This is a genomic window from Paenibacillus sp. JJ1722, from assembly GCF_048282685.1.
GTDB classification, from domain to species: Bacteria; Bacillota; Bacilli; order Paenibacillales; family Paenibacillaceae; genus Paenibacillus; species Paenibacillus polymyxa_B.
The window spans coordinates 2,742,588-2,769,464 of sequence record NZ_CP182500.1 but is presented as its reverse complement, the minus strand read 5'-3'; the positions used below and the strand labels follow the sequence as shown (position 1 = coordinate 2,769,464).

Genomic DNA, 26,877 nt, shown 5'->3' with positions numbered 1-26,877 from the left:
TTGAATGTTTCCATTGCAGGAAACGATTCTCCATAGAAAGGAGGTGATCCAGCCGCACCTTCCGATACGGCTACCTTGTTACGACTTCACCCCAATCATCTACCCCACCTTCGGCGGCTGGCTCCCTTACGGGTTACCCCACCGACTTCGGGTGTTGTAAACTCTCGTGGTGTGACGGGCGGTGTGTACAAGACCCGGGAACGTATTCACCGCGGCATGCTGATCCGCGATTACTAGCAATTCCGACTTCATGTAGGCGAGTTGCAGCCTACAATCCGAACTGAGACCGGCTTTTCTAGGATTGGCTCCACCTCGCGATTTCGCTTCCCGTTGTACCGGCCATTGTAGTACGTGTGTAGCCCAGGTCATAAGGGGCATGATGATTTGACGTCATCCCCACCTTCCTCCGGTTTGTCACCGGCAGTCTGCTTAGAGTGCCCAGCTTGACCTGCTGGCAACTAAGCATAAGGGTTGCGCTCGTTGCGGGACTTAACCCAACATCTCACGACACGAGCTGACGACAACCATGCACCACCTGTCTCCTCTGTCCCGAAGGAAAGGCCTATCTCTAGACCGGTCAGAGGGATGTCAAGACCTGGTAAGGTTCTTCGCGTTGCTTCGAATTAAACCACATACTCCACTGCTTGTGCGGGTCCCCGTCAATTCCTTTGAGTTTCAGTCTTGCGACCGTACTCCCCAGGCGGAATGCTTAATGTGTTAACTTCGGCACCAAGGGTATCGAAACCCCTAACACCTAGCATTCATCGTTTACGGCGTGGACTACCAGGGTATCTAATCCTGTTTGCTCCCCACGCTTTCGCGCCTCAGCGTCAGTTACAGCCCAGAGAGTCGCCTTCGCCACTGGTGTTCCTCCACATATCTACGCATTTCACCGCTACACGTGGAATTCCACTCTCCTCTTCTGCACTCAAGCTCCCCAGTTTCCAGTGCGACCCGAAGTTGAGCCTCGGGATTAAACACCAGACTTAAAGAGCCGCCTGCGCGCGCTTTACGCCCAATAATTCCGGACAACGCTTGCCCCCTACGTATTACCGCGGCTGCTGGCACGTAGTTAGCCGGGGCTTTCTTCTCAGGTACCGTCACTCTTGTAGCAGTTACTCTACAAGACGTTCTTCCCTGGCAACAGAGCTTTACGATCCGAAAACCTTCATCACTCACGCGGCGTTGCTCCGTCAGGCTTTCGCCCATTGCGGAAGATTCCCTACTGCTGCCTCCCGTAGGAGTCTGGGCCGTGTCTCAGTCCCAGTGTGGCCGATCACCCTCTCAGGTCGGCTACGCATCGTCGCCTTGGTAGGCCTTTACCCCACCAACTAGCTAATGCGCCGCAGGCCCATCCACAAGTGACAGATTGCTCCGTCTTTCCTCCTTCTCCCATGCAGGAAAAGGATGTATCGGGTATTAGCTACCGTTTCCGGTAGTTATCCCTGTCTTGTGGGCAGGTTGCCTACGTGTTACTCACCCGTCCGCCGCTAGGTTGTTTAGAAGCAAGCTTCTAAACAACCCCGCTCGACTTGCATGTATTAGGCACGCCGCCAGCGTTCGTCCTGAGCCAGGATCAAACTCTCCATTAAAGACCAACCGAAGTTGGTCTATAGAAAAGAGCGATAAGCTCATTTTGAAACTGACGAGATAAAAATATCTCTTGTTTGCTTCCATTTTATACAGCCCGATGGCATGTACCAAAATTTCAGCGTTGGATTTTGTAAACAAAATCCGTACTCACTCGTTGTTCAGTTTTCAAAGATCAAATCAACAGCCGTTTAACTGGCTGGATATATAATTTATCACGTGTATACCTATCAGGCAAGTTGTAATATTTCCCAGTTTGCTAATTTGTATTTCTACACGTTGTAGTTTTTATTAAAACACTCCAACACACGGTAATTTACCTGGAGCAACCAATGCTCTCTTATCTCCTACTTAAACTGCAAAGTTGATCAGGTATAAACGTCATAAATCAGAAAAGCAGGTGCTCTTTATGTATTGGAGGAGCCGCTGCTTTCGCTTTTTTAGATAAAATACTGAAATGTTCGCTTAGCTTAAAGCTGTAGCCAAATCCTGTATCAAAAGTTCAGCAGGCTCATGCCCTACAGCCAGGCGGATAAGCGATTCAGGCATGTGTTGTTTTTTTAGACTCTGCTTATTGAAGCCGTAGTTTGGTGAGATCACCTGGCTCTCCATAGACCCCCAAGATACACCGATCCGGATCAGTCGCAGTTTATTGATCACTCTACATATATCCTCATAAGTCGAATCCTTTAGTTCAAAACTGAATAATCCAGCATACCCTTTGAGCTGTCTACATGCCAGCTTATGTTGTGGATGAGAAGGAAGTCCGGGATGATTCACTTTGGAAATGGACGGATGATCTGATAGAAAACGAGCAACCAACAGAGCATTCCTTTGATGGGCTTCCATACGGAGCGGAAGTGTTCTTAGACCCCGAATGAGTAGCCAGGCTTCAAAAGGAGCTAACGAGCCGCCAATCAACTCATACTCTTCAGCATACATACGGTTTATTATCTCTTTAGAAGCGATCACTGCCCCTGCAATTAAATCATTATGACCACCCAAGTACTTGGATGCGGAGTGAACAACGATATCTACGCCCCATTCCAATGGTTTTTGGAAAAGGGGTGTAGCCCATGAATTATCTATGATTGTACGTATACCCTTTGCTTTGGAAAGCCAAGTTACCTCCTGAATATTTACCATATCGAATGTGAATGAGGTAGGAGACTCCATAAGAATAGCACGGGTCTGCGATTTGATGGCATCAGCAACTGCTTCCGTAGAAGTCGAATGTACGATTGTATAGTCTATATGGAACCTCTTTAAATATTGGGCTAGGCTGACGGAGGTTTCATATATGTGTCCGACCAGAATCAGATGGTCCCCTGCGGATAAGCTACACATTAGAGAGGCACTGATAGCAGCCATTCCGGAAGCAAAGCACTTGCAATCCGCCCCACCTTCCAGCGCAGCAATCATTTGCTCTGCAATCTGAACGGTAGGATTGGTTCCCCTCGAATAGACATAATGCTCCTTTTCATTATTAGCCGCTTCAGCATAATCTTCGTAAGTATCAAAGAAAAATGGAGCAGTCTCATAAATAGGAGGAGCAGCAGCCTTAGCAAAATACCCTAGTTCGTCCTCAAATCGGAGACAGATAAGCTGATCATCCGAGAAACTCAAACCTGATCACCACTTTCTAAAAAATTTCAAACCTATAAGAGGTAGTCTCCTCAATCCGGGACTCAAATATTCTATACGTCAAACTCTTCTAGACCCTATGCTGGTTGATTTGCGAAATTCGGATAATTATGAGGCTTCCAAATGTCTTTCACTAAATATCCAATTCATAAAAATAGCGTATATTTTTGGGGTGCAGGGCAAAGATATGCTTTATCAATAAAGAGGGGGTTCACTTGTGTTGACACGTTGGATTAGAAATGTTCTGAAACCTGGAAAAAGGTACACACAGGATATCGAAAAATCTAAACAGCAGGCCTCTTCAGAACCCATAAATCCATCATTAGCACATACTCTATCAATACTAAAATTAAAACTCGGACAAAGCTCTGATTTTATCATTCGTGATTTTTCCGAAAGTCCTGTCCATGCTGGACATCTCGCCGTTTGTTATATCGAGGGGCTGATTGACCAAAACTTGCTTTCCGATTTAATGGAGGGCTTAATTACAGAGCCGGTCTTCGCAGCTTCTTTTAAGCTTGAAGAAAATACCGCAGTTTCGCTAATAAAGAGAACAATCCCGTCAGGAAATATTCAAATGATACACTCGCAAAATGAAATTTATCAATCCATCCTCTCCGGTAATGCTGTCATTGCTATCGATGGAAGTACATATGCCCTGACAGTTTCCATCGCCGGCGGAGTAAGACGAGCTATTCAGGAACCCAGTACTCAAACCGTAGTTCGGGGTCCTAAAGAAGGATTTACGGAGGATGTCTCAACCAACATCACACTGATTAGAAGAAAATTGCGGACACCTGACCTTAAGTTTGAAAGTCATATTATTGGGCGATATACACAAACTAAAGTTATATTAGCTTACATTGAAGGTGTCGCTAATCCAGAAGTCGTGCATGAAATTACTAAACGGCTTCAATCCATTGATACAGACAGTATACTTGAAAGTGGCTACATAGAAGAATTCATACAGGATGAACCACTTAGTCTCTTTCCCACCATGCTGAACTCAGAGCGTCCGGATACAGTCGCAGGAAGCCTTTTAGACGGACAAGTAGCTGTTCTGATTGATGGGACGCCATTTGCTCTGATTGCACCTGTAACCTTCTTTAATTTCTTTCAGACGGCTGAAGACTACTACCAGAGATATGACATTTCATCTTTTTTAAGGGCTCTTCGTGTGGTATCTTTTTTAATCACTTTGTTGCTCCCTTCTCTATTTATAGCCCTGACGACTTTTCAACAGGAAATGATCCCTACCACGCTGTTAATTACACTGATGGCTCAACGGGAAGGAACTCCTTTTCCCGCATTATTGGAAGCATTAATGATGGAATTGATGTTTGAAGTAATTCGTGAAGCCGGTGTGCGAATGCCTAGGGTCATCGGGCCAGCCGTTTCCATCGTAGGAGCTCTAGTTATCGGGCAGGCAGCGGTGCAAGCCGGACTGGTCTCAGGTGCAATGGTAATCGTTGTTGCCTTCACAGCTATATCGAACTTTGTGATCCCATATGTCACCTTGGCTTCAGCAGTCCGATTGTTGCGGTTTGCTCTTATGCTAATAGCGGGGGCTCTGGGCTTATTCGGTATTCTGATAGCGCTTATCCCCCTTTTAGTTCATCTTGTATCACTCAAATCATTTGGAGTTGATTATTTTATGCCCTACAGCCCCTCCTTTAAGTCCAATATGAAGGATCTTGTCATTAGAGTACCGTGGTGGGCTATGAAAACAAGACCAAATGGAAAATCAGCTTCCAACAAAACCAGACAGGCAACTCACCAATACCCTGCCATTTCAGATGAAATTAGAAATGATGACAAGTCTGATACCGAAAAATAGGAGAGATCAATGGTGAGCCAATTTAGAGTTAGTTACGTTCTGTGTATTGCAGGATTATTACTTACAGGGTGCGTGGATCGAACAGAATTGAATGAATTAGGCATCACAACAGCAACTGGAATTGATGGACATCAAGGCGACTGGATCAATACTTATCAAATCATCATTCCATCAGCTATGACGACTGGCTCAGGTGGTTCTTCCACGGGGGCATCGCAAAGCGCTGTACATACTTTTTCTACACATGGAAAAACACTAAGAGAGACCGTTACGAAGAGTAGTCTGGAATACCCACGTAAATTGTATTTTGCTCAAAATAATGTAATCGTTATTGGAAAAAAAGCAGCAGAACAAGGCATTGAAGAAATTATTGATATTTACCTCCGTAACCTTGATTCACGGGAAACTGTAAAAGTATTTATTGCCAACGGAGAGGCTCGTGATTATTTAAAAAAGCTTGTACCACCAGAGAAAATTCCCGGTCAAGCTTTAGAAAATATTATAGAAAAAAACAGAAGATATGGATCGATTTATCCATCCGTATCTATGTATGAATTTATTTCGAAAATTAGCTCCGATAGTGGTGCAGCCGGAGTTCCAGAAATATCTCTTGAGGGCTCCGAGCCGGAGAAACTAGATTCTGTTGATGTGTTCAAAGAAACATCCGCTAAAAGTAAACTTAAGTTGTCGGGCCTAAGCATTTTCCGGAAAGACAAGAGAGTCGGACACCTAAATGAAAAGGAAAGTATAGGGGTTTCATGGTTAAACAACCAGATTAAAAACACCACTATAAACTATGTGGATGGGAATGCTACGGCTGCTTTCCTCATCCGGAAGGCCAAGGTTAAGATTACGCCAATAAAGAACTTAAATCATTTTTACCTAAACGTTGACGTTAAAACTACCGGAGATCTTTTGTCAGCCTCTTCGCAAAGAGAAATGAAAAATATGCAAAGTATAGACCAATTGCAGAAGCAAGCAGCAGAAATTATCGAGTTGCAAATCCGGGAAGGCTGGAAAGCCTTACAGCAAAATAATATCGACCTTATTGGTATTGGGAATAAAATTCATCAGAAGAACCCAAAAGACTGGAAAAAAATAAAGGAAACGTGGCCTAAGGAGTTAGCAAACATGGATATAAAAATAAATGTAAAAATGAAACTTGCACGTCCAGGATTATTTGGAGAGTCTTTTAACGAGCTATTGAAATGAATGGAATAAACAGGCAGAGGTGAATTGAAGCAATGCGTCAAAATTCAATCCGAGTATCAGAGCTGATCATTTGTATGTCTTTGTTTGAAGTTGGAAGTACAACTTTGTTTTTAATGGGAGCTGAAGCAAAGCAAGATGCTTGGTTAGTCATGTTGATAGGCGCCTTAGCAGGACTACTTCTGTTAATGCTCCATCTTGCTATCCATCATCAAGACCCTGAATTAGATTTGTTCATGTTGTTTCGCCGTTACATAGGAAAATATGTGGGTACAACGATTAACCTGCTTTTTGTGATGTACTTCACATATGAAGCTTCTCGGAGCTTACGCGATTTAGGCGAGGTGACAGTCCTGGCTTTGCTACGCCAAACCCCCTTGTGGCTCATCATGTTGATCACAATCATGGTTGTATCCAATACGATTCGTTACGGATACAAAGTATTGTTCCTATTTTCCTTATTCCTTTTCCCTTTTTTTGTACTTGGATATACTATAATTACTATACTAATTCCGGCAACCGGTCTCTTTCACTTTGAAAATTCTCTTCCGATTCTAGAGGAAGGATGGAAACCCATTTTTAAAGCCGCTATTCCTGAGCTTATCTCCTTTCCATTCGGACAGATTGTATTATTTCTTGTATTTTATCCGCTTGTACATAAAGACCGGAATCTCACAAAAACTGTGATCTTTGCCTATAGTATTACCGCCCTTTCTCTGATATTTATCAATCAATTGAATATTTTTGTTCTCGGACCTAAGATCGCCGTAGATAGTACACTTCCTCTGTTGGAAGCCGTTCAGTTGATTGAATTGGCGGATGTGTTCGAACGAATGGATGCCCTTTTCACCTTGCTTCTTTTTCTTGGATTGATCATCAAAATGTCCTTATTTTTTAATGGCGCCGTGATAGGACTTGAAAAAATAACTGGAGTCGGATTTAAAAAGTGGATTTTCCCCCTTGCAGCACTTATTTATGGGCTTTCTTCTTTGTCCCCTAACTTTACTCATCACATGGTAATCGGTCGAAAAATTGTAATTAATACTTGGTTCCCTATTTTTCAGATTGTACTCCCTTTGTTTCTGTTTACAGTTATTATTATTAAAAGAAGAAAAAAGACAAATAAACAGTCCTCTTCATGAGAAGATGGTAGTTCAATACCCCAAAGTTCTGCCTCTATCTCAGTAGCTACACCATACACGGTAAGAAGCGCAGAACTGTAGTAGCCTATCATTCAAATTTTATGATGCTTTTTCTATTTCATCGGCACGATGTGAAGTGTTCCATCCTCGCTAAACTCTGCGTAGGCGATTTCGTCGATACTATCATATCCCTGCTCGCGCACCTTTACTTTAATCTCTTCAATATCGATTGACTTCCCACGCATAGATTCGTTCAGGAGTTTTCCTTTATCAATGACTGTAACAGAAAAAAGATCAGGCTGTGCATCTATTCCCATATCCTGAGCGGCGGGTGGCTCGTATTCGGGTTTGCGCATGACTGACAATGAACCATTCGTTTCTAACGTGGCGTACCAGACCTCACGAAGAGAAAAAATATTTTGCTGGCGTAGCATGGAGAGCAGCTGGGTAAATTCTATATCATATTTTTCAAGCATCTCTTGATTGACCTGGCCCTTATCCACGAGAAGCACTGTTCGACCTTCTGCCATATATCCAAATTTCACAAAACGGGTCGTCGCCTTTTCAAAAAAGTAGGCCAGCGCGCACCATAGTGCCAATGCAAACAAAAGCTGCCCAATGGTCACCTTATCGTCATATAACGTATTTCCCACAATTTCGCTTAACACCAATGATGTTAGGAAATCGAGTGGTGTTAACTGACTGAGTGTTTTTCGACCTGTAATAAAAGTAATGATCCACAAGCCAAAAAAGCTGATGATCAATTTGACACCAATCGTAACAAATACCTCCATAAATAGGCCTCCCGGAAGAAGTTGTTTTCCTTATGTGTTATTTACACCTGTCTACCTCAGCATAAACAGAGGGTTATTCCTAAAATGTCCGATTAAAAAAGCCCGCTACCAACTAGAGGCAGCGAACTTTAATTATGGCTAGTATATAATCTTAATCTCTCAGATGTTTATCAAAAAACTTCTTAACAACGTCCAATATATGTGGCTGGGTAAAGGCAGTATGCCAGCTCCCGTAATTTTGTACATAGTAACATCATTGCCCGCTAGCATGGACTCTGGAGACATGATTATCTACTTTTCACAAGAAGCTGAATCGCTTCTTTAACCAGCTTATCCGTGTCTCCTCCTGCCTCTTGCTCTTCCAATATACATCGTTGCAGATTCTCTGCTACAATTTGGGCAATCGCTTTATCTGATGCGTTACGTACGGCAGATAACTGGCTAACGACGTCTTTGCACGATTTACCTTCATCCATTAAACGAAGTACCCCACGTACCTGTCCCTCAATCCTCCTCAGGCGCGTTTTCAGTTCATCACTGTAATTGTAATCCATAAGTAATGCACTCCTTTTTTGACTTACCATATACACGTATAGGTATATTATAAACCAAAAAAATAAATAGGATACCCTAAATAAATAGATTCACCTTCCCCTGCGAAGCATCCCCCAAGTAGGCGGCTACTCCAGCATATTCCAAACCGTCGATTAGCTCTTCTTGCTGCAGTCCTAACAAATCCATGGTCATGGTACAGGCGACGAGCTTGATCCCCTGCTCTCGTGCCAACTCTATAAGCTGCGGCAAGGAAAGCGCATTGTGCTTTTTCATGACATGCTTGATCATCTGTGGACCGAGTCCGGCAAAATTCATTTTGGATAGTGCAAGCTTTTTGGGTCCACGAGGCATGATCCAGCCAAAGGCTTTTTCGAGCATTCCCTTATTGGTGCTCACGATTTCATCCTTGCGCAGCGTATTTAGCCCCCAAAAAGTAAAGAAAATAGTTACTTCATGATCATATGCTGCCGCTCCATTCGCAATAATGAATGCAGCAATCGCCTTATCCAGCTCCCCGCTGAATAATACAATCGTTGTTTTGGACTGAACATGTTCTTGATTATTTGTATAAATTCCTGCTGTCGTACTCATATGGATTCGCTTCCCTTAGTTTCTCCAGCCCATTCGGATATGCCTGAAAGCACAGATTTGACTTTTTTAGCGCCTTTGGAAACTAAGAACTGACAAGCCATTTCACTGCGTGCTCCAGCTTGGCAAATCACTGCGATCTCTTCTTCCAAGTTCAGCTCAGAAAGTCTGTTCTCCAGTTCGCCAAGAGGGATGTGCTTAGATCCAGGGATATGTTTAAGCGCAAATTCAGCGGGTTCACGAACATCAAGCAAAATGAAGTTCTCTTTTCCAGAACATTTTGCTTGTAGCTCTTCATGGCTTATCGTAGAAGAAAATATTTGCTCCTTCTTCACTTCAGCCGGATTTGCTTTTCGTAAATAATGTCGCATTACATCTCCTTCTTGGAGGGTGCCCAAATATTGATGTCCGGTGTTTTTAGCCCAGCTCTGAAAATCGGCTAATGAACCTTTGTCAGTCGCCTGAACCTCTATAATCTTTCCGGGAACGAGCTCATTCATAGCCTTTTTTGTTTTTACAATAGGCATAGGACAAGCTAGCCCTTTGCAATCAAGAATATGATCTGCTTGGATATTGTTAGTTGATGACATTCTATAACCTCCGCCTGTTTTTTGAGGGGACTTAGTTTAGTTAAATTTCTTTATACATATACCCCTATGGGTATTAGAATAACGAGACTCGCTTCTTTTGTCAACTTATTTGGCCGTTTTTTCTCAGAAGCAAATGAAATCATGTCTTGAACAAAATAAAATTAAAAGCAAAAAAAGCCGCGCAAAAACGCGACTCTAATACATAAACCAAAATTAATCGTCTTTTTTCATCAGTTCTGGTAGATCCAGCGACATCGAAATATTACACAGCATACCTCTGGCGAGAAAAAGCATCGTTCTTTCCATTGCTTGTTCAATACCTGCCCGTCGGAAAGCATCATAAACCGTCGTATGAATTTCACGGAATCCTTGCTGCATCACGCTTACAACCTCATCCTCGCGGATCGTCTGCGCCTGCATTTGCAAAAGTGTTTCATTGCGGTATTCCATCATAATTTGCGAATAGGCTGCAATTAGCTCTTGCTCGAGCTGTTCAGATGAGGCCGAATGAATAACTCTGTGAAAAGAGTCTATGATACGTGCAAATGAAACCTTCAAGGCTTCAACAAGCAACGCTTCCTTGGTAGCGAAAAAACGAAAGACATAGGGCTGAGAAATATTGGCCCGTTCCGCAACTTTGGCTGTTGTAGCTCGGTAGTAGCCCATCTCTGCAAACACTTCAATGGCAGCAGATATGATTTCCTTTTGGCGATTTATAGATGTTGACGTAGCTTTAGCCATATTTTTTTCATCCTTTAATTTAGCACAGTTTTCTGATTAGTGATTAATCAATTACAAATCAGTATAAACGACATAACCTAAAAATGCAATGAGTTTGAACAAAGTCGCCTCCGCAATTCTGACGGAAACGACTCTGTTATATACATCCAATTATGGCGTCTTAGAGTTAAAATATAATCGGATATAATTGACCTTTTGCGTTTTGGTTTGATAGGAAAATACTAAATAATAACTAAGTCCTGATGTGTTATTGATCGTATAATTAGCTTCTGCTGTGTCAGGTATGTCTCTAGAGGTGTCAACGGTTTCCGTAGGTTGGCCCAATTCGTCAACAACTTGTTTGATAAGCAACTTCTTATAGTCTGGATCGGAAGATGTGATTTCTGTAACTTTATCGCTTCCATCCAGCACGATGTCTGTATGATACTTAGCGTAGCTTCTCATAGGACCTGTAGAACCTGACTCGGATTTCCCCCACAGCTCAAATAACAGATCGCTGCTAGTTCCCAAGCCAAGACCTTTAGGCAAATTCGGTAAGGTCCCCTGCTTGGCTGCGCTGAATATAGCGGCTGCGGAGCTGTGTTTACTGTGAGATGAAGCTGTACTACTGGCAGGTTCTTGATGGGTAGAGGTTGAGCCTTGCCCATTAGTATTGGGATCCGTGTTTTGATCTGTAGAACTAGCAGGTGGTGTGACTGTTTCTGCTTTAGTAGGAGCAGTTGATTTTGCTTCCCCGCTATTGCTGCATCCTGTCATCACAGCAAAACCTATAGCCAAGAAAGCACTAGTGGTGATTAGCTTGCAAGCCAACTTTTTACGATCATGAGATTGATGTGTATGCTTCATTATAAGATCACTCTTTCCTTGTTCATGGGTACAAAGCAAGTGTAACCGAACCTCGTTTCCAGAATACCTCTACTTGTATCCAACTTGTAAACAAGGACATTGATGATTTTCTAACATACCCTATTTACGACCGTAAGCTCCCAGCTGTTGTTTAGAAAAGGAGTAAGGAGAGTCACTCTTCTTCAACCATATATTCCCTTTAATGATGAAGATGTATACAGCAAAAACAAAGTAGATCGTACCCGCAATCCAGTCTATTGCCGTTGGGATGTCTCGCTGTACTATTTCATGAATATACCAGATTCCGACTGGAACATGCAGGAGAAGTGCCGTAAACAAGCCAGGATTATATAAGGTTTTTGCTTTAATATTGACAACGATACCGTGCCAAACGACCTGAAAGAATCCCATAAAAATTGGTGCGAGTCCAAGCCAGACTACTTGCGGGAACCATACGGGGAGCAGATAAAACACGTAGGCAATTGCCACATTGATAATCATCGCTGATTGAGTGTTTAAGGGGTAATGATCCGGTGTATCACTTTTAAACATAACATTGTTAAATAAACCAGCAAAATATCCAGGCCAGCGGTACTCCTCAAATTGATGAAATAATATAGCTACAAAACTCAACCATAACATGCCTGTTATATCCGAAAGGATAGCTGGATTCATAAGTAAAACAATACATACAACCACACCGATTATAGCCCCTGCATCTTGCCAATATTTTCTTAAAAAATTCATATTAGTCACCCCTATGATTTATTTTTGATCAAAATATCTTTCGAACAGCAGATTTAATTGTTCCTCTATTGAAGGTATTTCCACAACTGCCCCTGATTCAAGAATCGGACTCATCAGTGCAGGCAGAAAAATAGCTCCAAATATTTGCAGCATCATCGCTAACAAGCGCTCCGGCTGTTGCTCACCTGTCAGCTCCTTGATCGTGCTCTGAACCTTTGGAAATCCCATGATGTTTAAAAACCTTCCGTATTCCTGTTGAGATGTAAAGGGCGTGCTGCCCATGGCAATAATTCGCGAAAGAAGCTCTGGATATTGACGAATGACCTGTAGATAGTTAAGTAAAAATTGTTTCAGTCTATCTTGGGGGGGCATCGCTGTATTGTCCAAAATAGAAAAGGTGTGCTGAAAGCCATTTAATATCACTTCAATAGCTTCACTGAGCAGATTTTCCTTGGAGCCAAAATAATAATTAACTAAAGAAATATTAGTAGCAGATAGGTCGGCAATTTTTCTGATTGTAACCGCTTCAAAACCTTCCTTTTGAATAAATTCCAGTGTAGCGTCTAAGATTTTTTCTTTGGTTTGTTGTTTTTTGTCTGGGTGATTCATGTTTTTCCTCCTCCTGTTTCGTCCCATCATAACGGATGAATGAAATGGGACGATTTTATGTAAATGACTTTTCAAACAATAATTAAAACGTTGTTTAAATTACTGTTTGAACTCAGTTTAGCACTTTATATTTCACAAAACAAGGAGCAATTTGAGATTTAGGGAATAGAAAAACCCGCATAACGAATGAGATCGTTTGCGGGTCGATTGAATGGAGATTGAAAAAAGGCCTAAATAGCCCAATTTCCTTTGCGGAACACGGCTTCTTTGCTTCCGTCTTGCAATTCGCCGTCAATATCCAGTTCAGCTGAGCCGATCATGAAGTCCACATGAGTCAGGCTGACATTGGCACCGTTCTGGAGCAGCTCCTCCCGGTTCATTTGTGTCCCATTTTCCATATTAAATGGATACGCACTGCCTAGAGCCAAGTGGCAGGAGGCATTTTCGTCGATACCTGTATTGTAAAAAATGCGATTGAGATTGGAAATCGGTGAATCGTGCGGCACCAGTGCAACTTCTCCCAAATAGCTGGCCCCTTCATCCGTAGTGAGCAAATGAGTCAAATGCTGCTCGCCGGATTCTGCTGTATATTCAGTGACTTTACCGTCCTTAAAGGTAAACGTTATGCGATCCACCAGTTGTCCATTTAAATTGAGTGGCATGGTACTTGTGACATGACCATTTACACCTGTACGTTTAGGCATCGTGAACACTTCTTCTGTCGGCATATTCGCGACAAAGTAATCTCCGCGTTCGTTCTCACCACCACCGCTGCGCCAAATATGCCCGTCAGCCAGTTCAATTCTCAAATCTGTTCCTGGTGCACGATAATGGAGGCTTTTATACTTTTTATGATTCAGCTTGTCTTGTACCTGTTCAAGGTTTTTCAAATGTTTCTGCCAATTCTGAATAGGATCAGAGCCATCTACACGGTTCATTTGGAAGATTGTATCCCACATGACACGTATACGATCCTCTTCTGCTACATCTGCAAATACTTTATCGGCCCAAGCCTTCGTCGGCGCTTTAATCAAACACCAGCTAATTTTATGATTTCGGGTATATTTGGAAAAACCTTCTCTCGCCGTAGCTGCCGCCTTAGTCGCACGAGATACCTTTTGTGGATCAATGCCTTGATATAAATCCGGGTTCGGCACTTTAATCGTTAGTGTGGCTCCACCCTCTTCGGCAAATTTCTCCATCATTTCTGCCTTCCAAGTAGGGTAGTAATCAAAGCTGGCTTCGTCACCATGTTCAAAACGACTACGTGTAATGGAATCATCCTCGAACTCTACCTGTACATATTTAGCGCCTGCTTCATAGGCTTTGCTGACAATCAGGCGTGTAAACTCAACAGTTTCCAGTGGTGCAGTTACCAAAAACACCTGTCCGGGCTGAATGTTAACCCCTACTCTTACGACCAGTTCTGCGTATTGCTCCAACAATGATTCAAACGTACTCATTTTTCCACGCTCCTGTTCCGTTTTGATTATATTGAATGATTTCATCACTACAGTACGGATTGCTTCTCCAGTTCACGCAGCTCCACTCTTCGTATTTTGCCCGAGCTAGTTTTAGGAAGCTCTTGAATAAACTCTATTTTTCGTGGATATTTATAAGGCGCCGTCCATGTTTTCACATGATGTTGCAGTTCCTTCACTAACGCCGGTGATCCTTCTACCCCAGCTTTGAGTACGACAAAAGCCTTTACAACATGTCCACGGATTTCGTCAGGGCTGGCTACGGCAGCACATTCCTGCACGGAGTCATGCTTCATAAGCGCTTCCTCTACTTCAAAAGGACCAATAGTATAGCCAGAACTGATAATGATATCATCACCACGTCCTTCGAACCAGAAATATCCATCCTCGTCTTTGCGAGCCCGGTCTCCCGTAACAAAATAATCTCCGTGGACACTAGCTAATTTGCGTTCTGGATCATGGTAATACGTATGGAATAATGCCGGCAGATCGGCACGCACTGCAATATCTCCCACTTGCCCCGGAGCCAGCGGAATGCCATCCTCGTCTACGACCTCAACGAGTCCCGGTGCAATGGATTTGCCCATCGAGCCTGTACGCAGAGGTGCATCCTTTAAATTACCAATAATTAATGTGCTCTCCGTTTGACCATAGCCGTCACGAATCGTAATGTTGAATTGCTCCTGAAACTTGTTAATGACCTCCTGATTGAGAGGCTCTCCCGCAGAAACTGCGCTGCGCAATTGGGATAGATCATATTGATCCAAACCATCCGTTTTCGCCATAATCCGATATTCTGTCGGCGTACAGCACAACACTTGGATTCCATACTGCTGCATAAACTGCAAATACCGACCTGGACGAAACGGACCATTATATACGAATCCGGTCGCTCCATTTCCTAGTACGGATAAAAACGGACTCCAAATCCACTTTTGCCATCCCGGTGCAGCTGTAGCCCATACTATATCTGAAGCTTGAATATCCAACCATGGTGATGTTATCCGCAGATGAGCATATCCCCAGCCATGGCTATGTACAACACCTTTAGGATTTCCTGTGGTGCCGGAAGTATAGGCCAGAATGGCCATGTCGTCACGGTGCGTCTTCACAGCTTCAAAAGTATCTTCCTGTCCATCCATCAGCTCATTCAGCACGAGCCAGCCAGATACATCTGCCGTGTCGTCCCCGGAGACCACGATGCGATAATCCAGAGCAGGCAAATCATCATTTATTTTGTCCACTTCGCTTATTACTCCGGTCCAGGCAATGACTGCGCGCGCTTCTGAATGGCGAAGACGAAATGCAATATCCTTGGCACGTAGCATTTCTGAAGATGGAATGACAGCAAGCCCAAGTTTCAAGCAGGCCAGATAAATTACATACGCAATAATACGCCGTGGTACTACGACCAGAACTCTGTCACCTTTGTTAAATCCCAGATTTGCGAGTCCTCCAGCCAGTCGATTAGCCTTTTTCAACAGCTCTCCATAGGTGATTTCTTCGTATTCTCCTGTCTCACTCAGCCACTTGAGTGCGGTTTTACCAGCATCATGGTGTTCCATTTCCGAAGTCATATTGTAATATTCAGGCGCAAGCCATTGTTGTTGATCTGTCAAATTATACCTTCCCCTTTATACATAAGATGAGATCCACTTTCTTACTGTAGTATAACACGTCTTAGTACCAGGTTCTAATACCAGAATCATTTTTTTGGAAAAAAATAAATTTGGTAAAGCGAACGACAAAAAGAAAGAGCCTAATTACAGGCTCTTTTTCTTCACTACTATCGTGATTTACAACTGGAGTTCTACCACTGTAGAAGCCGCTTCCTGACCGTTTACGAGCAGTGCAATCCGGTGCGCTCCCGCATAATGGCGACGAGTTGTCAGGTCTGCAAAACGGTGTGTCCGTGTACCTGTAAGATGGGTTCCTCCAGGGACCGTTTTGTCAGATAGCAAAAACAGTTTACGTGAGACTTGTCCTCTCGCCTTCACAAAGTCGATGCCGTACTCGATGCGGACTCGTACCGGGTCACCTTCACGAAGCTGAAGCGCGTAGCTCAACTCACAGCTATCACCAAGCTTTAGCATGGCAGGGTCTGTGGTGAAAGAGGCTCCCGTGACTAACGGCGCCCCGTCTGTTTCATCCGCATAGCCGAACATTGCCATCACTTCGGGGATGGATTTGCGAATCAGGGTCCGACAGCCATGACGCACAATCCAGTCGGTGTCAGGATGTGTTCCTTTCCACCGTTGAGCCGTGGCAATGACCACATCAGGATGATCCTTGGCAATATCGTTCAGGTTGTTGGCTACACTTTTACGTACATACAGTGAGGGATCGGCCTTCAGTAGTTCCAATACGGCCAATACTGGAGCAGGATCGCGTTTAAACACAGGCAACGCCTGTCCCCAGGGTAGCCGTGGACGACAGCCTTCGCTGGCAAGTCGGCGGACGTGTTCACTTTGTTGTCCGGCCCAGGTCGTCATCTGCCGCATCATCCGTTCCGGTTCACGCAGAAGGAAGGGTCTCACGGCGAACTCCGCAGAGGACTTAGAGGTGAATCGCTCCAGTGCCTTCATGGACAGTTCCCAATGCTCTTCTCCCTGCCCATACACCTCCACAAAATCGGGGAAAAACAAGTATGGAAAACCACTGCAATGCTCGTCTATAGCAAAAAGAATATCCAGAGCTTCTTCATATTTACTGGGCAAAAATGCCCCTAATGTTAACGAAATACGTCGTATTCGTTCTTTTAGCTCCAGTTCATCCCATTTTTCATCCATCACTTGATGGATGAATCCGTTGGTATCGAACGGCCTGTACGCAGACTGTACTTTTTCACCGAATAGTTGAAGAAAATTCTCCGTGTACATATTTTTTAAGGGCTCGGCCATTATATATCTCCTTTTGTATGAGGTTGAGAGAATTGTAGCAAGGCATACTAAAAATGCCAAGTCCTATGGTTAGGACCTGACATTTTTACATTAATACAAGAAATCGATTTACTTATAATTCGTGTTGGGCAAACCAATTGGTAATACGTTGCAGTCGTTCCACACGAAGCTGCGGGTGCCCTTTTCGTGAAAGCTCGTGACTTGAAGCTGGAAAACGGACAAATTGCGTAGGTTTCCCCAAGCGACGTAATGCTGTAAACAGCTGCTCTCCCTGCTCTATAGGACATCGCAGATCCTGCTCCCCGTGTAATATGAGCAGCGGTGTGTTGATTTGCTGCACATAAGCCAGCGGAGATTGCCTCCACAAAAGCTCGCAATCCTCCCACGGATTCCCGCCGACTTCATCTTCAGTAAACGAGTACCCTATGTCACTCACTCCATACATGGACAGCCAGTTAGATATGGAGCGCTGGGTCACAGCTGCGCGGAAACGATCGGTATGGCCGACAATCCAGTTTGTCATAAAGCCACCATAGCTGCCTCCTGTTACACCCAGCCTTTCCGGATGAATGAATGGAAATTGACGTATAGCCTCGTCCACTGCGCTCAGCAGATCGGTGTAATCGCGTCCGCCGTAATCTCCAAGGACGACATTGGTGAAAGACTGTCCATACCCTCGGCTTCCTCCCGGATTCGTGTAGATGACTGTATACCCCTGAGCGGCCAGCAACTGAAATTCATGAAAAAAAGAATTGGAATACATGGCATGAGGACCACCGTGAATCTCCAAAATAGCAGGATAGGATACCCCCTCCTTAAACCCAGCAGGCTTCATCACCCATCCCTGCACCCGTCGTCCATCCTCAACCTCAGTCCAGAAGCTCTCAGGCACACTGATCTCAATCTCATCAAGCAGAGAATCATTCACTCGTGTCAGCCGTTCCTCAGTTCCTGAATGAATCGCAATCTGGAATAAATCACCTGGTAAAGCTACATCGGTGGAGGCGGCAATGATATGCTGCTCATCCGAAGTAAGCTCGAATTGGTAAATTTCCCGCTCTCCTTGGGTTAAAATTTTAAAAGTCCTATCAAGCGCAAACTGATATACGTGCACATTTCCTTCATGGGTAACCAGCGTATACAGAGATTGGCCGTCCGCACTGAAGCGTGGTGGTCCTACATGAAGATGTGAACGCATGTCGCTCATACCCGCATTACCGAGGTGAGCGTCAAGCGTCTCACTAACGCATACTGCCGTCCCCCCACTGGAAGGAACCGTGTACAGTCGGGTCTGAGTAGCGCCTTTGGCATGTCGATCATGACCGTAAAAGGCAATCGTTGAACCGTCAGGAGAATAAGCAGCACTCTCGATGTGCAGTTCAGAATGGGTCAGCTTAAGCGGTGCTGCTGCATCACCATTTGAAGTTGCAGGAGCTATCGTAAACAAATCATTCTGCTTACGTAAATCCGTATCCTCTTTCGAATGCTCTGCTATTCTGGCGACGAATAAAATACGTTGACCATCCGGTGACCACACAGGCTCCGCCACATCATAAGCGCCGGAAGTCAGTTGAACTGTGTGCCCCGAAGTCACATCAGTTACATACAAGTGATCACGAGTATCATCCCACAGTCCATATCCGTCGGATTTAGCTTTCGTTCGATTAACGACTCGTCCCTTAAGTTGTGCCTCCTGAGTTCCTCCATCGGATGTAGGGCTTGACGGGTTCTCGGCCGTTTTAGCTACAAACGATATGCAAGTCCCATCAGGAGACCAGGCTAATGAACGAACATTGTTCTCTACGTGTGTAAGCTGTCGTGCCTCCCCTCCGCGTTCTGGAATAATCCACACCTGGCGCTTGCCGTCTGTTGTACGGAGAAAAGCTAGTTGTGATCCATCTGGTGACCAGACAGGCGTTTCATCTTTCGGTCCGTATGTAAAGGGTAATGCGCTAGCGCCTTCGGACGATAATAGCCAAATTCCTGAGTTATAATCTGTCCACTCTTTATTAATATACTGTTCTACGTAAGCGATTTCACCACTAATAGGATGAATAGCTGGATCGCTAACCCAGTGAAGTCGATATAAATCCTCGGCTGTTATACAGCGCTTGGTCGTACTAGATTGTGAGTCGCTCAAAAAAATTCCTCCTTTATATCATTAGATTCCACATCTTTAAATTTTAATTAATCCGATTAATTTTATGCGATTTAAATGAATATACAATTACGTTACTCTTTTTATTTATCTCTGTCAATTTGTCTAAAACTAAAAAGACCCTCTCTCAGTCGCTATCGACCCGAAAACACCGCTACTTCGGTTGCTTTCATGAGAGAGGGTAACGTTATTCATCAATCACAATTGGAAAATAGGAGAAATGGAGGGAGCCCCATTAGGAATAGCAGCCAGTGATCCATTTTCTTTGTGTAGGTTCGGCACCTGCTGCCAAATAGTGCTGGGAATCTCTCGCCGCAGCACAGGAATGATATCCTCGGCAAACCGATGCAGCTGTTCAAGCTGCTCCTGCTCTCCCAGCCCATCCACGCTTATGCTGAGTACCTGATGGCCGAACGCAGTATAATAGTTCCGTATTTTTTCGAGAACGCTGTCCGCAGAACCAATCAGAACTGGACCGTTGCGGATGTTATCCTCCAAACTTGTAAACGGGGATTGATTATGCTGAGCCGCCGCCGTCGAGTGGTAAGCATCATAATACGGGCGATAGCGTCTGATCGCTTCCTCGTCTGTATCCGCCAGATACAAGCTCCCGGCTCCGGCACCAATTACAGCCTGAGCCGGGTCATGACCGTAATAAGCCAGCCGTTCACGGTAATGATCAATTAAGCCTTTATACTTGGCCTGAGGATGGAAAGAATTTGAGGAAAATAACGGCTCTCCATATTGTGCAGCCAGCTCCGTCGATAATGTACTGGAGGCACTTCCATGCCATATCGGAATTTGCTGTTGATACGGGCGTGGCTGTGTCGTGACCTGATACAGCGGGGGCCGATAGTTGCCCTTCCACGTAACCTCTTCCTCGCTCCATAGCCGTTTGAGCAGACGATAGCGTTCTGCTAACGATTCCCACTGCTCTTCCTCCGTAATTCCAAACAACGGATAATGGCGTGGATCATTGCCTTTTCCGATAATCAGTTCTAATCTTCCGCCCGATAAATGATCCAATGTCGCATAATCCTCAGCTACGCGTACCGGGTCAAGAATACTAAGCACCGTTACCATCGTCAGCAGACGAATCCGTTCAGTTCTCGCTGCTATAGCGGTCAGAACGAGTGGAGGTGAAGACGACAAAAAAGGCGCACCATGCCGCTCCCCCACACCATACGCATCAAAACCAAGCTCCTCTGCGAGCACAGCCTGCTTAATTACATTTTGGAATTTTTGCTGCGAACTCCAGGCTTCTCCGGTAATCGCATTAGGCAGATTAGCCATTAGGCTGAACAATACAAACTTCATTCGCTCCTGCCCCCTTTCTGCGAACGAATCGGCTTCTTCCGTTCCCTATGATCGCGTCTAATTTCGGTTAGCTGTCTCGGCTTCATTTTTTTCACGAATGTAGGTGGAGAATAATTCAGGATTCACCACTTTACGCAGTAAATGCATCGTCCCGTCCCCTGTTCCATGGTCAAAAGCATGGATACGTTCATACCCCCAACGCTCATACATGGATAGCAAATAGGGATGCTTTTCCGCAGTCGCCAGTGTCACAGCAGGAGCACCGACCTTGTCACGAATAATCGTTTGCTCTACCCAATTCAGCAGTTTTTTCCCATATCCTTTGCCCTGGGCAGCCGGGTCTACAGCAAACCACATCACAAACGGTAGATCGGTTATAAAATTAAGGGCTCTATTTTTGAGATGGCTAACGGTAGCCTGAATGACACCGTCTACTTCCAGCACATAGCAATCATTATTTTTAATGTTTTCTTGAATGAGAGCAACATCTGCCTGAGCGGCAGGCCATCGAAGCTCCAACTGCCGAATTGTTTCATACGCCTCATACGTCACATACTGCAATCTTTCTGCATCCTCTTGGAGTGCCAGACGATAGATTTCACTCATACTAACCCGCCTTCCTATAGTATTATTATAATGCTCGTGAATCACCAAAATAATTAATCCTATCTACTTAATCAGATATAAAAATTAACATAACTGTAGCATGCTCAACATCCAGCGACAAATTAATTTTTTCTATAACTCCATTTAAAATAACAATAGCCCCTAGAAAGATGGGAATTCGTTAATTAAAGTCAACGCAAAAAAGCCCGAAAATCGGGCTTTTTTACTTTCTAGACGAATAAAATGCTGGCCATATCTCCGGCATTCAAAACACACCATGTATGCTGTATTACTCCGCAGGGGCAGTAAAGCTGCGTTTGGCAAACTCGCTGTCCAGCATATAAAAGGCGTTGCTGTCTCTTTCAATGCGCTTAAGCTTCTGGATAACACTGTCGAACAGAGCTTCCTCTTCGACTTGCTCATCAATAAACCATTTCAGGAAATGGATCGTTGCATGCTCGCGTCCATCGAGGGCCAAGTCAGCCAGATGATAAAATTTTTGCGTGTTTTGTTGCTCATGCTTGTAGCCATGCTCAAATACGTCCAGCATGGAATCGTAGCTGTTTTTTGGCTCCGGCAATGCAGCCAATGTGGCGCGTCCTCTACGGTCATTAATGTATTTATACAGTTTCATGGCATGAAACCGTTCCTCCTCAGCTTGTACCAGGAAGAAGTTTGCAAACCCATCCAGACTTTCACTGGAGCAATAAGCAGCCATCGCCAGATATACGTGAGCGGAGTAAAATTCAAAGTTCATTTGCTCATTCAGAGCCTGTGCCAAATTGTCATTCATGTCTCAGGTCACCTCGGTCATGTATGTAATAATGTAACGATCATAGTGTACCACGAATCCGATCACAAAAAAACGGACGGAAGTGAATTAAATGATCTCACATTCCGCCCGTAATCTCTACAATTAGTTTACAATCAAGGCTCCAGACCCCAGACACGTTTGTCATTTATATACAATGGTGCTTTGCCCCAATCCGTATAAGATGTCTTGGTTGGATCATAGGAAAAATCATCACTTTCGTTATAGTTGCTCCAGTCCGTCTTGTTCATGCGAATCTGAATGTCCCCTGTGTTTTCCCCTGCTGCCAGACTTCCCGCACCAGCTCCAAAGGAGATTTCCAGATAATAATCTGCGCCTGTAACGGCCTTATCCAGTTTCACAAAACGTCCCTGAACGTTACTACTGCCCAACTGTGCATAGTCACAATGGAATTCCTGTGACTTGTCGCCATCTACGGTGTAGTAGTATCGCAGCTTGACATTTTTCAGATCAACTGCTTCTTTACCCTTGTTTACAATACGGAACAGTGGCCGAATCTGGTTATCTCCCGGGTTGGTGTCGCCCACGCGGTATTGGGCAATCACATCTCCCGTTGCTGGAATGGGTGCTGCCGTAGGCTTGGCACTGACCTCGGCAGAATCCGGGCTGGTTCCTAAAGAATTTGTTGCACTTGCCACATAATAATAAGTGGTTTCATTCACCACTCCTGTATCCTTGTAAGTGCTGTCTGTTACTGTTGCTACTGTAGTATATGGGCCACCACTGGTTGTGGAGCGCTTGACCGTATAGCTATCGGCACCCGTCGCTTTGCTCCAGGTCAGTGTAACCTGAGCATCCCCTGCGTTTGCCTTCACATTTGCCGGAGCTTTGGGAGCTGTAGGCTCGGTTGGTCCACTACCGTTAATGAGACGGTCATACTCGGCATAAGCCGTTGCCATATCAACTTGGGACCAGAAACGGTGATACGTAAATTCTGGAGCGCCTTTATCCCATTTTTTGGTCTGCTTGTTCCATGAAGTCGTGTATTTATCTTTAAGATAGGACCATTGCGGATCTTTGGTGATATTAGGGCGGATATCGCTGTAGCTGGAATACGTACCATTACCACCTTTAGACGGATCAGACGGTGTAGCGTCGGTGCCAGGGATCGTGTTGCCTTGCCCAGTCTTACCACTCCAGCCGCTCGGGATATACACTTCTTTGGTAAAATAACGATAATAATCTTCGCGCGCTTCCTTCGTTGTAATGCCTATACCATCGTTATAACCCCATGCAGCATCAAGCAAAGCTTTAGACAGATCCTTAGCTTCCTTGCCTAACTCGGAATAGTCTCCTTTTTCAGCTTTCGTTCCAGCAGCAAAGAAAGTAAGTGCTTTAACATAGCTGCCCAGCACTCCGGCATCCTGCCCCGGATTCTTTGTTACCACATGGAGATTGGTATTCCCTTTATGATTGGCAAATCCGCTCCAGGTTTCAGGCTTTCCGCTCCATTCCAGATTGCTCGGTAGCCAGAACTCACCTTTAGCCGCTGTAGTAGCCACTTTCGGATTCTTGCCACCCAGAATACGCTTACCTTGAGCGTCCAAATAGTATCCCTGTGCATCAGTCACAGGCCGTTCGTTGGCAAATACATAGCTCTTGGACCACGCTATCCAGTTTTCCGTCACTTGTTTAGCCATTTTAAACTGCTCGGACGAAGTATCCCCTTTCTTGGCTAAAATGTAGTACAGCTCGGCAACTCGCTCGACAGGCCAAGCCTGCATCCCGAACCAGTTGTTCGAGGGTGGATCGTTATATACAGGAGCCCCTGTATAAGCCATGCCATAAAAGGTACTTGTGCCGGATGGATAAGCCTTGTAGGCACCATCCCAGCTATTCGTCGCTCCGCCTGCAATGGCCCCCTCATCGGATTGCAGCCAAGTATAAAACTCCAGTTGGCGCTTCAGCGAGGTCGCCCAGTCCTGTCCCGCCGTTGGTGAATTCGGTATTAATCCACCATCTTGATCGGACAACGCATACGCTGCGACGACATTTTGGTAGCCCTGATGTGCATGGCTGGCACCAATACGCCAAGCCCAGTTGCCGCTTTGGCCAAGTCCGCCGCCCCAGGCTGTATACCATGCCATCAGATAAAGACTGGCATCCTTGCCCGTACCAGCAATTGGACTTCCATTGGAAGCGCTTCCGGTTTTCTGGAAGTATTTATCGTACATGCCGTACCGCAAAAAGTCTCCCATCTTTTTGGCTTTATCCAAATATACGGAGTTGTCATATCCCAATTCCTTAGCCCAGTACATCGCTTGAACTGCCCGTGCATCTGCATCGGTGGCATTCGTGTAACGCCATTGCTGTGCAGGGGCATTATTTTCCTTGGTAAACAAGCTCATAAAGCCTTCATTAGGCTTGCCAAACTTTTGATTGTCTTGCGATGGATGCGGTACAGCCTCCCAGACCGATTCCTGTTCCCCACGCTGGAAGGTGTTTACATAGGTTGCTGTATGCGACGGATTCAGCAGATTGCCGAAGCCGTACCAATTATCCACGTCCAACAACCAGTGCATCAGATAAGTCTGGTTGTTGCCATAGGTTGCCTTCAGCTCAGAGTCCAGTGGATCCTTGCCAGCACCATACTGTCCACTCAGACGGCTTGGGTATTGATCCGGCTGTGAGTATTCTGCGGCATAGGTGGCGGGGCTGTTCGGGTTGTAGTTACTCATTGTTGGCTGTTCTTCCTTACCGTCGCCTTCATTAACAGGAATGATATATTTCTCCATGTTGTCCCATGCGGATTCCAAATGCCCCCAATCCCCGGTATAATGACCATACAGCACTTCCAGCCACATCCAGTAGCTGTACGCTTCCGAAGTCGTTAAGTGTCCGTAATCTGGAGCCTCGCTCATAAGCGTTTCAACGGAATGATAAGGGATGCCTTCTTTTGAAAAGTATCCGCTAGCCGGATCCTTCAGCTGTTTATACAATTGTAAAAAGCGTGTCGATTCCGGTGTTGCGGCTGATGCACGGTCGGGTCCTGCCTGAAATAAGCCCAAGGTTAACGGAAGTACCAAAATGGCTGACATGACCATAGAGACAGATTTCCTGAACACTGATTTTCTGCTGATCACTTTTGCATTCATCCTCTCCATTATCAATTTTGGCTTTACACAAGATTTTATTCCGAAAAACGACAGCACAAAAAGACAGCATCATCACCTCACTTTCCCATAAAAAAGGTGGAGGACACGCTGTCTATTGCTCCAAATGCTTCGCATTGGCCCTGGAAAAAATATACCACACTAGGCGCCAAATGAGAGTCGAAAAATTCTATAAGTTTAGAGATTCACAAGGAAAATTGACGAAATCGATTGGAATCGGTACTATTTCACAGGGAGGCGTTAAAACATGAAAATTTTGCTATTGCTTGGTTGTATCGTGATGTTTTTAGCCGTAGCTCTGGGAGCGTTCGGCGCACACGCATTGAAAAAGAGACTTTCCGTAGACATGATGAGCATATTCCAGACAGGAATTCAATATCAAATCGCTCACGGACTGGGTTTGCTGCTGCTTGGAGTTCTTGCTGACAGCCTTGTCCATTCTTCTCTCATCGTTACCGCAGGCTGGGTTATGCTGGTGGGTATTCTCCTGTTCTCCGGCAGTCTGTATGCCCTTAGTATATCTGGTGTGAAAAAGCTTGGGGCAATCACCCCCATTGGCGGGTTGGCTTTTTTGGCAAGCTGGGTCATTGTGATCGTGGCGGTTGTGCAAGGTTAAACAAGGATAAAGGAACAGAGACTTGGAAAAGGAGGCGCTTCCAAGTCTCTCGAATTATTGACGTAGCATTCCTGAGTATATGAAAGAATACATTATTTCGTCTGCACTTGTTGCGCCTTCTGAGCGGCTATCCGATGACCTTCGATATAACGTCTGGATTCTGCCATCTCATGCTCCTGAGCAGCTTCCATAATAATATGAACCCCCGGCTTGTACTGCTCCAGCAGTTCCATGTAGAGGGCATAGTTCATGTCACCAAAACCTGGCGGCACCGTCTCAATTTCACCTGACGATGACAACCGCCGGTCTTTGGCATGTGCTGCGATAATCCGAGGGCCCAGCAGTTGGAAAGCTTCGCGGATGATCTCATCCTGCTGCGCCAGATTTTCCGTTTTCAGCAGATTACCCGGATCAATCACAACACCGATGTGTGAAGAAGGTACTTCCTCCAGAAAGGCAGCCAACTCTACGGCAGTTCCGACCAAGTGATCGTTTGCAGCTTCCAATCCTACGAATACGCCCCACTTCTCCGCTTCATCTGCTAATTCACGCACTACTTCCCTTACAACTCTCCAGTCACGTTCCGTATAGGCGGTACCATCCTCATTACGTCCGACTTCGGCTGCAACCATTGGTGCTCCTAACAGACCCGCATATCGGATCAGCTCTTTGAAGCGCTCTACATTTTCACGCAGCAATTCCTCATCCTGTATAAAAAAATGTAAATAGCACCCGAGCACCGATATGGATACACCATGCTTACGAAATTCTTCTGCGATAGACAGTGCCAATCCCGGATTGAACTTACCCGGTTTATTAAAATCCACATCACTGATCGCTCTCCACGGAGCCAGCTGAACATGAGTAAAGCCCGCTGCGCCTACCTTTGCAGCCAATTCACGATAAGGCAACTTGCCAAACAAATGTGCCAATACACCTACTGTCACTAAAAATCACCTCTT

The 26,877-nt window shown here is 44.9% G+C and carries 22 protein-coding genes and 1 rRNA gene; 4 read left to right on the top strand and 19 right to left on the bottom strand.

Annotated elements, in window-relative coordinates:
• Window positions 1-36 precede the first annotated feature (36 nt).
• Together ACM1ND_RS12400 and ACM1ND_RS12395 are read right to left on the bottom strand one after the other, a co-directional pair.
• Window positions 37-1,592, bottom strand: a 16S ribosomal RNA gene (locus tag ACM1ND_RS12400).
• A 463-nt stretch (window positions 1,593-2,055) separates the two neighbouring features.
• A complete protein-coding gene (locus ACM1ND_RS12395) occupies window positions 2,056-3,216 on the bottom strand; it encodes a trans-sulfuration enzyme family protein (RefSeq protein WP_023988557.1) in 1,161 nt (386 codons plus the stop codon).
• Window positions 3,217-3,451: 235 nt separating this feature from the next.
• Here ACM1ND_RS12395 and ACM1ND_RS12390 point away from each other — a divergent pair, with 235 nt between their 5' ends.
• Genes ACM1ND_RS12390 through ACM1ND_RS12380 form a run of 3 tightly spaced genes read left to right on the top strand, consistent with a single transcriptional unit; the run spans window position 3,452 to window position 7,422 of the window.
• Entirely contained in the window at window positions 3,452-5,071 is a 1,620-nt protein-coding gene (locus ACM1ND_RS12390; protein ID WP_023988556.1) for a spore germination protein, read from the top strand.
• Between the two features lie 9 nt (window positions 5,072-5,080).
• Window positions 5,081-6,283 carry a Ger(x)C family spore germination protein gene (locus ACM1ND_RS12385; protein ID WP_023988555.1) on the top strand — a complete coding sequence of 401 codons (1,203 nt, stop codon included), beginning with the start codon at window positions 5,081-5,083 and terminating at the stop codon, window positions 6,281-6,283.
• A gap of 32 nt (window positions 6,284-6,315) precedes the next feature.
• Entirely contained in the window at window positions 6,316-7,422 is a 1,107-nt protein-coding gene (locus ACM1ND_RS12380) for a GerAB/ArcD/ProY family transporter (protein WP_053325413.1), read from the top strand.
• 113 nt (window positions 7,423-7,535) lie between these two features.
• Here the strand turns inward: ACM1ND_RS12380 and ACM1ND_RS12375 are convergent, their stop codons facing one another.
• The 16 genes from ACM1ND_RS12375 to ACM1ND_RS12300 all read right to left on the bottom strand — a co-directional run bounded on the left by ACM1ND_RS12375 (window position 7,536) and on the right by ACM1ND_RS12300 (window position 25,230).
• Window positions 7,536-8,216: a YetF domain-containing protein gene (locus tag ACM1ND_RS12375; RefSeq protein WP_068939434.1), complete on the bottom strand. Its 681-nt coding sequence runs from the start codon at window positions 8,214-8,216 to the stop codon at window positions 7,536-7,538.
• Between the two features lie 287 nt (window positions 8,217-8,503).
• Complete coding sequence (locus ACM1ND_RS12370) at window positions 8,504-8,770, bottom strand: metal-sensitive transcriptional regulator (protein WP_013310304.1); 267 nt, start codon at window positions 8,768-8,770, stop codon at window positions 8,504-8,506.
• A 76-nt stretch (window positions 8,771-8,846) separates the two neighbouring features.
• On the bottom strand, window positions 8,847-9,362 hold the full coding sequence (locus tag ACM1ND_RS12365; protein WP_049828400.1) for a DsrE/DsrF/DrsH-like family protein: 516 nt from the start codon (window positions 9,360-9,362) through the stop codon (window positions 8,847-8,849).
• The gene (locus ACM1ND_RS12360) at window positions 9,359-9,949 is read right to left on the bottom strand and encodes a sulfurtransferase TusA family protein (RefSeq protein ID WP_023988551.1); all 591 of its coding nucleotides are present in this window, start codon (window positions 9,947-9,949) and stop codon (window positions 9,359-9,361) included. Before ACM1ND_RS12360 ends, ACM1ND_RS12365 begins: the two co-directional genes overlap by 4 nt.
• 213 nt (window positions 9,950-10,162) lie before the next feature.
• Window positions 10,163-10,690, bottom strand: coding sequence for a TetR/AcrR family transcriptional regulator (locus ACM1ND_RS12355; RefSeq protein ID WP_028541323.1), 528 nt, complete (start codon window positions 10,688-10,690; stop codon window positions 10,163-10,165).
• A gap of 150 nt (window positions 10,691-10,840) precedes the next feature.
• Window positions 10,841-11,536 (bottom strand): DUF4309 domain-containing protein, encoded by a 696-nt coding sequence (locus ACM1ND_RS12350; RefSeq protein ID WP_076295945.1) that lies wholly within the window; start codon window positions 11,534-11,536, stop codon window positions 10,841-10,843.
• A 120-nt stretch (window positions 11,537-11,656) separates the two neighbouring features.
• Window positions 11,657-12,283 (bottom strand): HXXEE domain-containing protein, encoded by a 627-nt coding sequence (locus tag ACM1ND_RS12345; protein WP_023988548.1) that lies wholly within the window; start codon window positions 12,281-12,283, stop codon window positions 11,657-11,659.
• Window positions 12,284-12,301: 18 nt separating this feature from the next.
• Complete coding sequence (locus tag ACM1ND_RS12340; RefSeq protein ID WP_023988547.1) at window positions 12,302-12,892, bottom strand: TetR/AcrR family transcriptional regulator; 591 nt, start codon at window positions 12,890-12,892, stop codon at window positions 12,302-12,304.
• A 230-nt stretch (window positions 12,893-13,122) separates the two neighbouring features.
• On the bottom strand, window positions 13,123-14,355 hold the full coding sequence (locus ACM1ND_RS12335; RefSeq protein ID WP_418027823.1) for an aminopeptidase: 1,233 nt from the start codon (window positions 14,353-14,355) through the stop codon (window positions 13,123-13,125).
• A gap of 47 nt (window positions 14,356-14,402) precedes the next feature.
• A complete protein-coding gene (locus ACM1ND_RS12330; RefSeq protein ID WP_418027821.1) occupies window positions 14,403-15,992 on the bottom strand; it encodes an acyl-CoA synthetase in 1,590 nt (529 codons plus the stop codon).
• A gap of 177 nt (window positions 15,993-16,169) precedes the next feature.
• On the bottom strand, window positions 16,170-17,273 hold the full coding sequence (locus tag ACM1ND_RS12325; RefSeq protein ID WP_023988544.1) for a hypothetical protein: 1,104 nt from the start codon (window positions 17,271-17,273) through the stop codon (window positions 16,170-16,172).
• A 112-nt stretch (window positions 17,274-17,385) separates the two neighbouring features.
• Complete coding sequence (locus ACM1ND_RS12320) at window positions 17,386-19,413, bottom strand: S9 family peptidase (protein ID WP_418027819.1); 2,028 nt, start codon at window positions 19,411-19,413, stop codon at window positions 17,386-17,388.
• A gap of 216 nt (window positions 19,414-19,629) precedes the next feature.
• Window positions 19,630-20,748, bottom strand: a complete 1,119-nt coding sequence (locus ACM1ND_RS12315; RefSeq protein ID WP_023988542.1) for an LLM class flavin-dependent oxidoreductase — start codon at window positions 20,746-20,748, stop codon at window positions 19,630-19,632.
• A gap of 57 nt (window positions 20,749-20,805) precedes the next feature.
• Window positions 20,806-21,354, bottom strand: coding sequence for a GNAT family N-acetyltransferase (locus ACM1ND_RS12310; RefSeq protein ID WP_023988541.1), 549 nt, complete (start codon window positions 21,352-21,354; stop codon window positions 20,806-20,808).
• 289 nt (window positions 21,355-21,643) lie between these two features.
• Entirely contained in the window at window positions 21,644-22,147 is a 504-nt protein-coding gene (locus ACM1ND_RS12305) for a ferritin (protein WP_013310291.1), read from the bottom strand.
• A 134-nt stretch (window positions 22,148-22,281) separates the two neighbouring features.
• Complete coding sequence (locus ACM1ND_RS12300) at window positions 22,282-25,230, bottom strand: glycoside hydrolase family 48 protein (protein WP_179085488.1); 2,949 nt, start codon at window positions 25,228-25,230, stop codon at window positions 22,282-22,284.
• 316 nt (window positions 25,231-25,546) lie between these two features.
• On the opposite strand from ACM1ND_RS12300, the gene ACM1ND_RS12295 reads away from it, so the two are divergent.
• Window positions 25,547-25,915 (top strand): DUF423 domain-containing protein, encoded by a 369-nt coding sequence (locus ACM1ND_RS12295; RefSeq protein ID WP_013310289.1) that lies wholly within the window; start codon window positions 25,547-25,549, stop codon window positions 25,913-25,915.
• A 92-nt stretch (window positions 25,916-26,007) separates the two neighbouring features.
• On the opposite strand, the gene ACM1ND_RS12290 is transcribed toward ACM1ND_RS12295, so the two are convergent.
• Entirely contained in the window at window positions 26,008-26,862 is an 855-nt protein-coding gene (locus tag ACM1ND_RS12290; protein WP_068939447.1) for a sugar phosphate isomerase/epimerase family protein, read from the bottom strand.
• Between the last annotated feature and the right edge of the window lie 15 nt (window positions 26,863-26,877).

Coding starts and splice junctions, on each gene's coding strand:
- ACM1ND_RS12385 (WP_023988555.1), top strand. CDS start 5,081: ATGGTGAGCCAATTTAGAGTTAGTTACGTTCTGTGTATTGCAGGATTA.
- ACM1ND_RS12380 (WP_053325413.1), top strand. CDS start 6,316: ATGCGTCAAAATTCAATCCGAGTATCAGAGCTGATCATTTGTATGTCT.
- ACM1ND_RS12375 (WP_068939434.1), bottom strand. CDS start 8,216: ATGGAGGTATTTGTTACGATTGGTGTCAAATTGATCATCAGCTTTTTT.
- ACM1ND_RS12370 (WP_013310304.1), bottom strand. CDS start 8,770: ATGGATTACAATTACAGTGATGAACTGAAAACGCGCCTGAGGAGGATT.
- ACM1ND_RS12365 (WP_049828400.1), bottom strand. CDS start 9,362: ATGAGTACGACAGCAGGAATTTATACAAATAATCAAGAACATGTTCAG.
- ACM1ND_RS12360 (WP_023988551.1), bottom strand. CDS start 9,949: ATGTCATCAACTAACAATATCCAAGCAGATCATATTCTTGATTGCAAA.
- ACM1ND_RS12355 (WP_028541323.1), bottom strand. CDS start 10,690: ATGGCTAAAGCTACGTCAACATCTATAAATCGCCAAAAGGAAATCATA.
- ACM1ND_RS12350 (WP_076295945.1), bottom strand. CDS start 11,536: ATGAAGCATACACATCAATCTCATGATCGTAAAAAGTTGGCTTGCAAG.
- ACM1ND_RS12345 (WP_023988548.1), bottom strand. CDS start 12,283: ATGAATTTTTTAAGAAAATATTGGCAAGATGCAGGGGCTATAATCGGT.
- ACM1ND_RS12340 (WP_023988547.1), bottom strand. CDS start 12,892: ATGAATCACCCAGACAAAAAACAACAAACCAAAGAAAAAATCTTAGAC.
- ACM1ND_RS12335 (WP_418027823.1), bottom strand. CDS start 14,355: ATGAGTACGTTTGAATCATTGTTGGAGCAATACGCAGAACTGGTCGTA.
- ACM1ND_RS12325 (WP_023988544.1), bottom strand. CDS start 17,273: ATGGCCGAGCCCTTAAAAAATATGTACACGGAGAATTTTCTTCAACTA.
- ACM1ND_RS12315 (WP_023988542.1), bottom strand. CDS start 20,748: ATGAAGTTTGTATTGTTCAGCCTAATGGCTAATCTGCCTAATGCGATT.
- ACM1ND_RS12310 (WP_023988541.1), bottom strand. CDS start 21,354: ATGAGTGAAATCTATCGTCTGGCACTCCAAGAGGATGCAGAAAGATTG.
- ACM1ND_RS12305 (WP_013310291.1), bottom strand. CDS start 22,147: ATGAATGACAATTTGGCACAGGCTCTGAATGAGCAAATGAACTTTGAA.
- ACM1ND_RS12300 (WP_179085488.1), bottom strand. CDS start 25,230: ATGGTCATGTCAGCCATTTTGGTACTTCCGTTAACCTTGGGCTTATTT.
- ACM1ND_RS12295 (WP_013310289.1), top strand. CDS start 25,547: ATGAAAATTTTGCTATTGCTTGGTTGTATCGTGATGTTTTTAGCCGTA.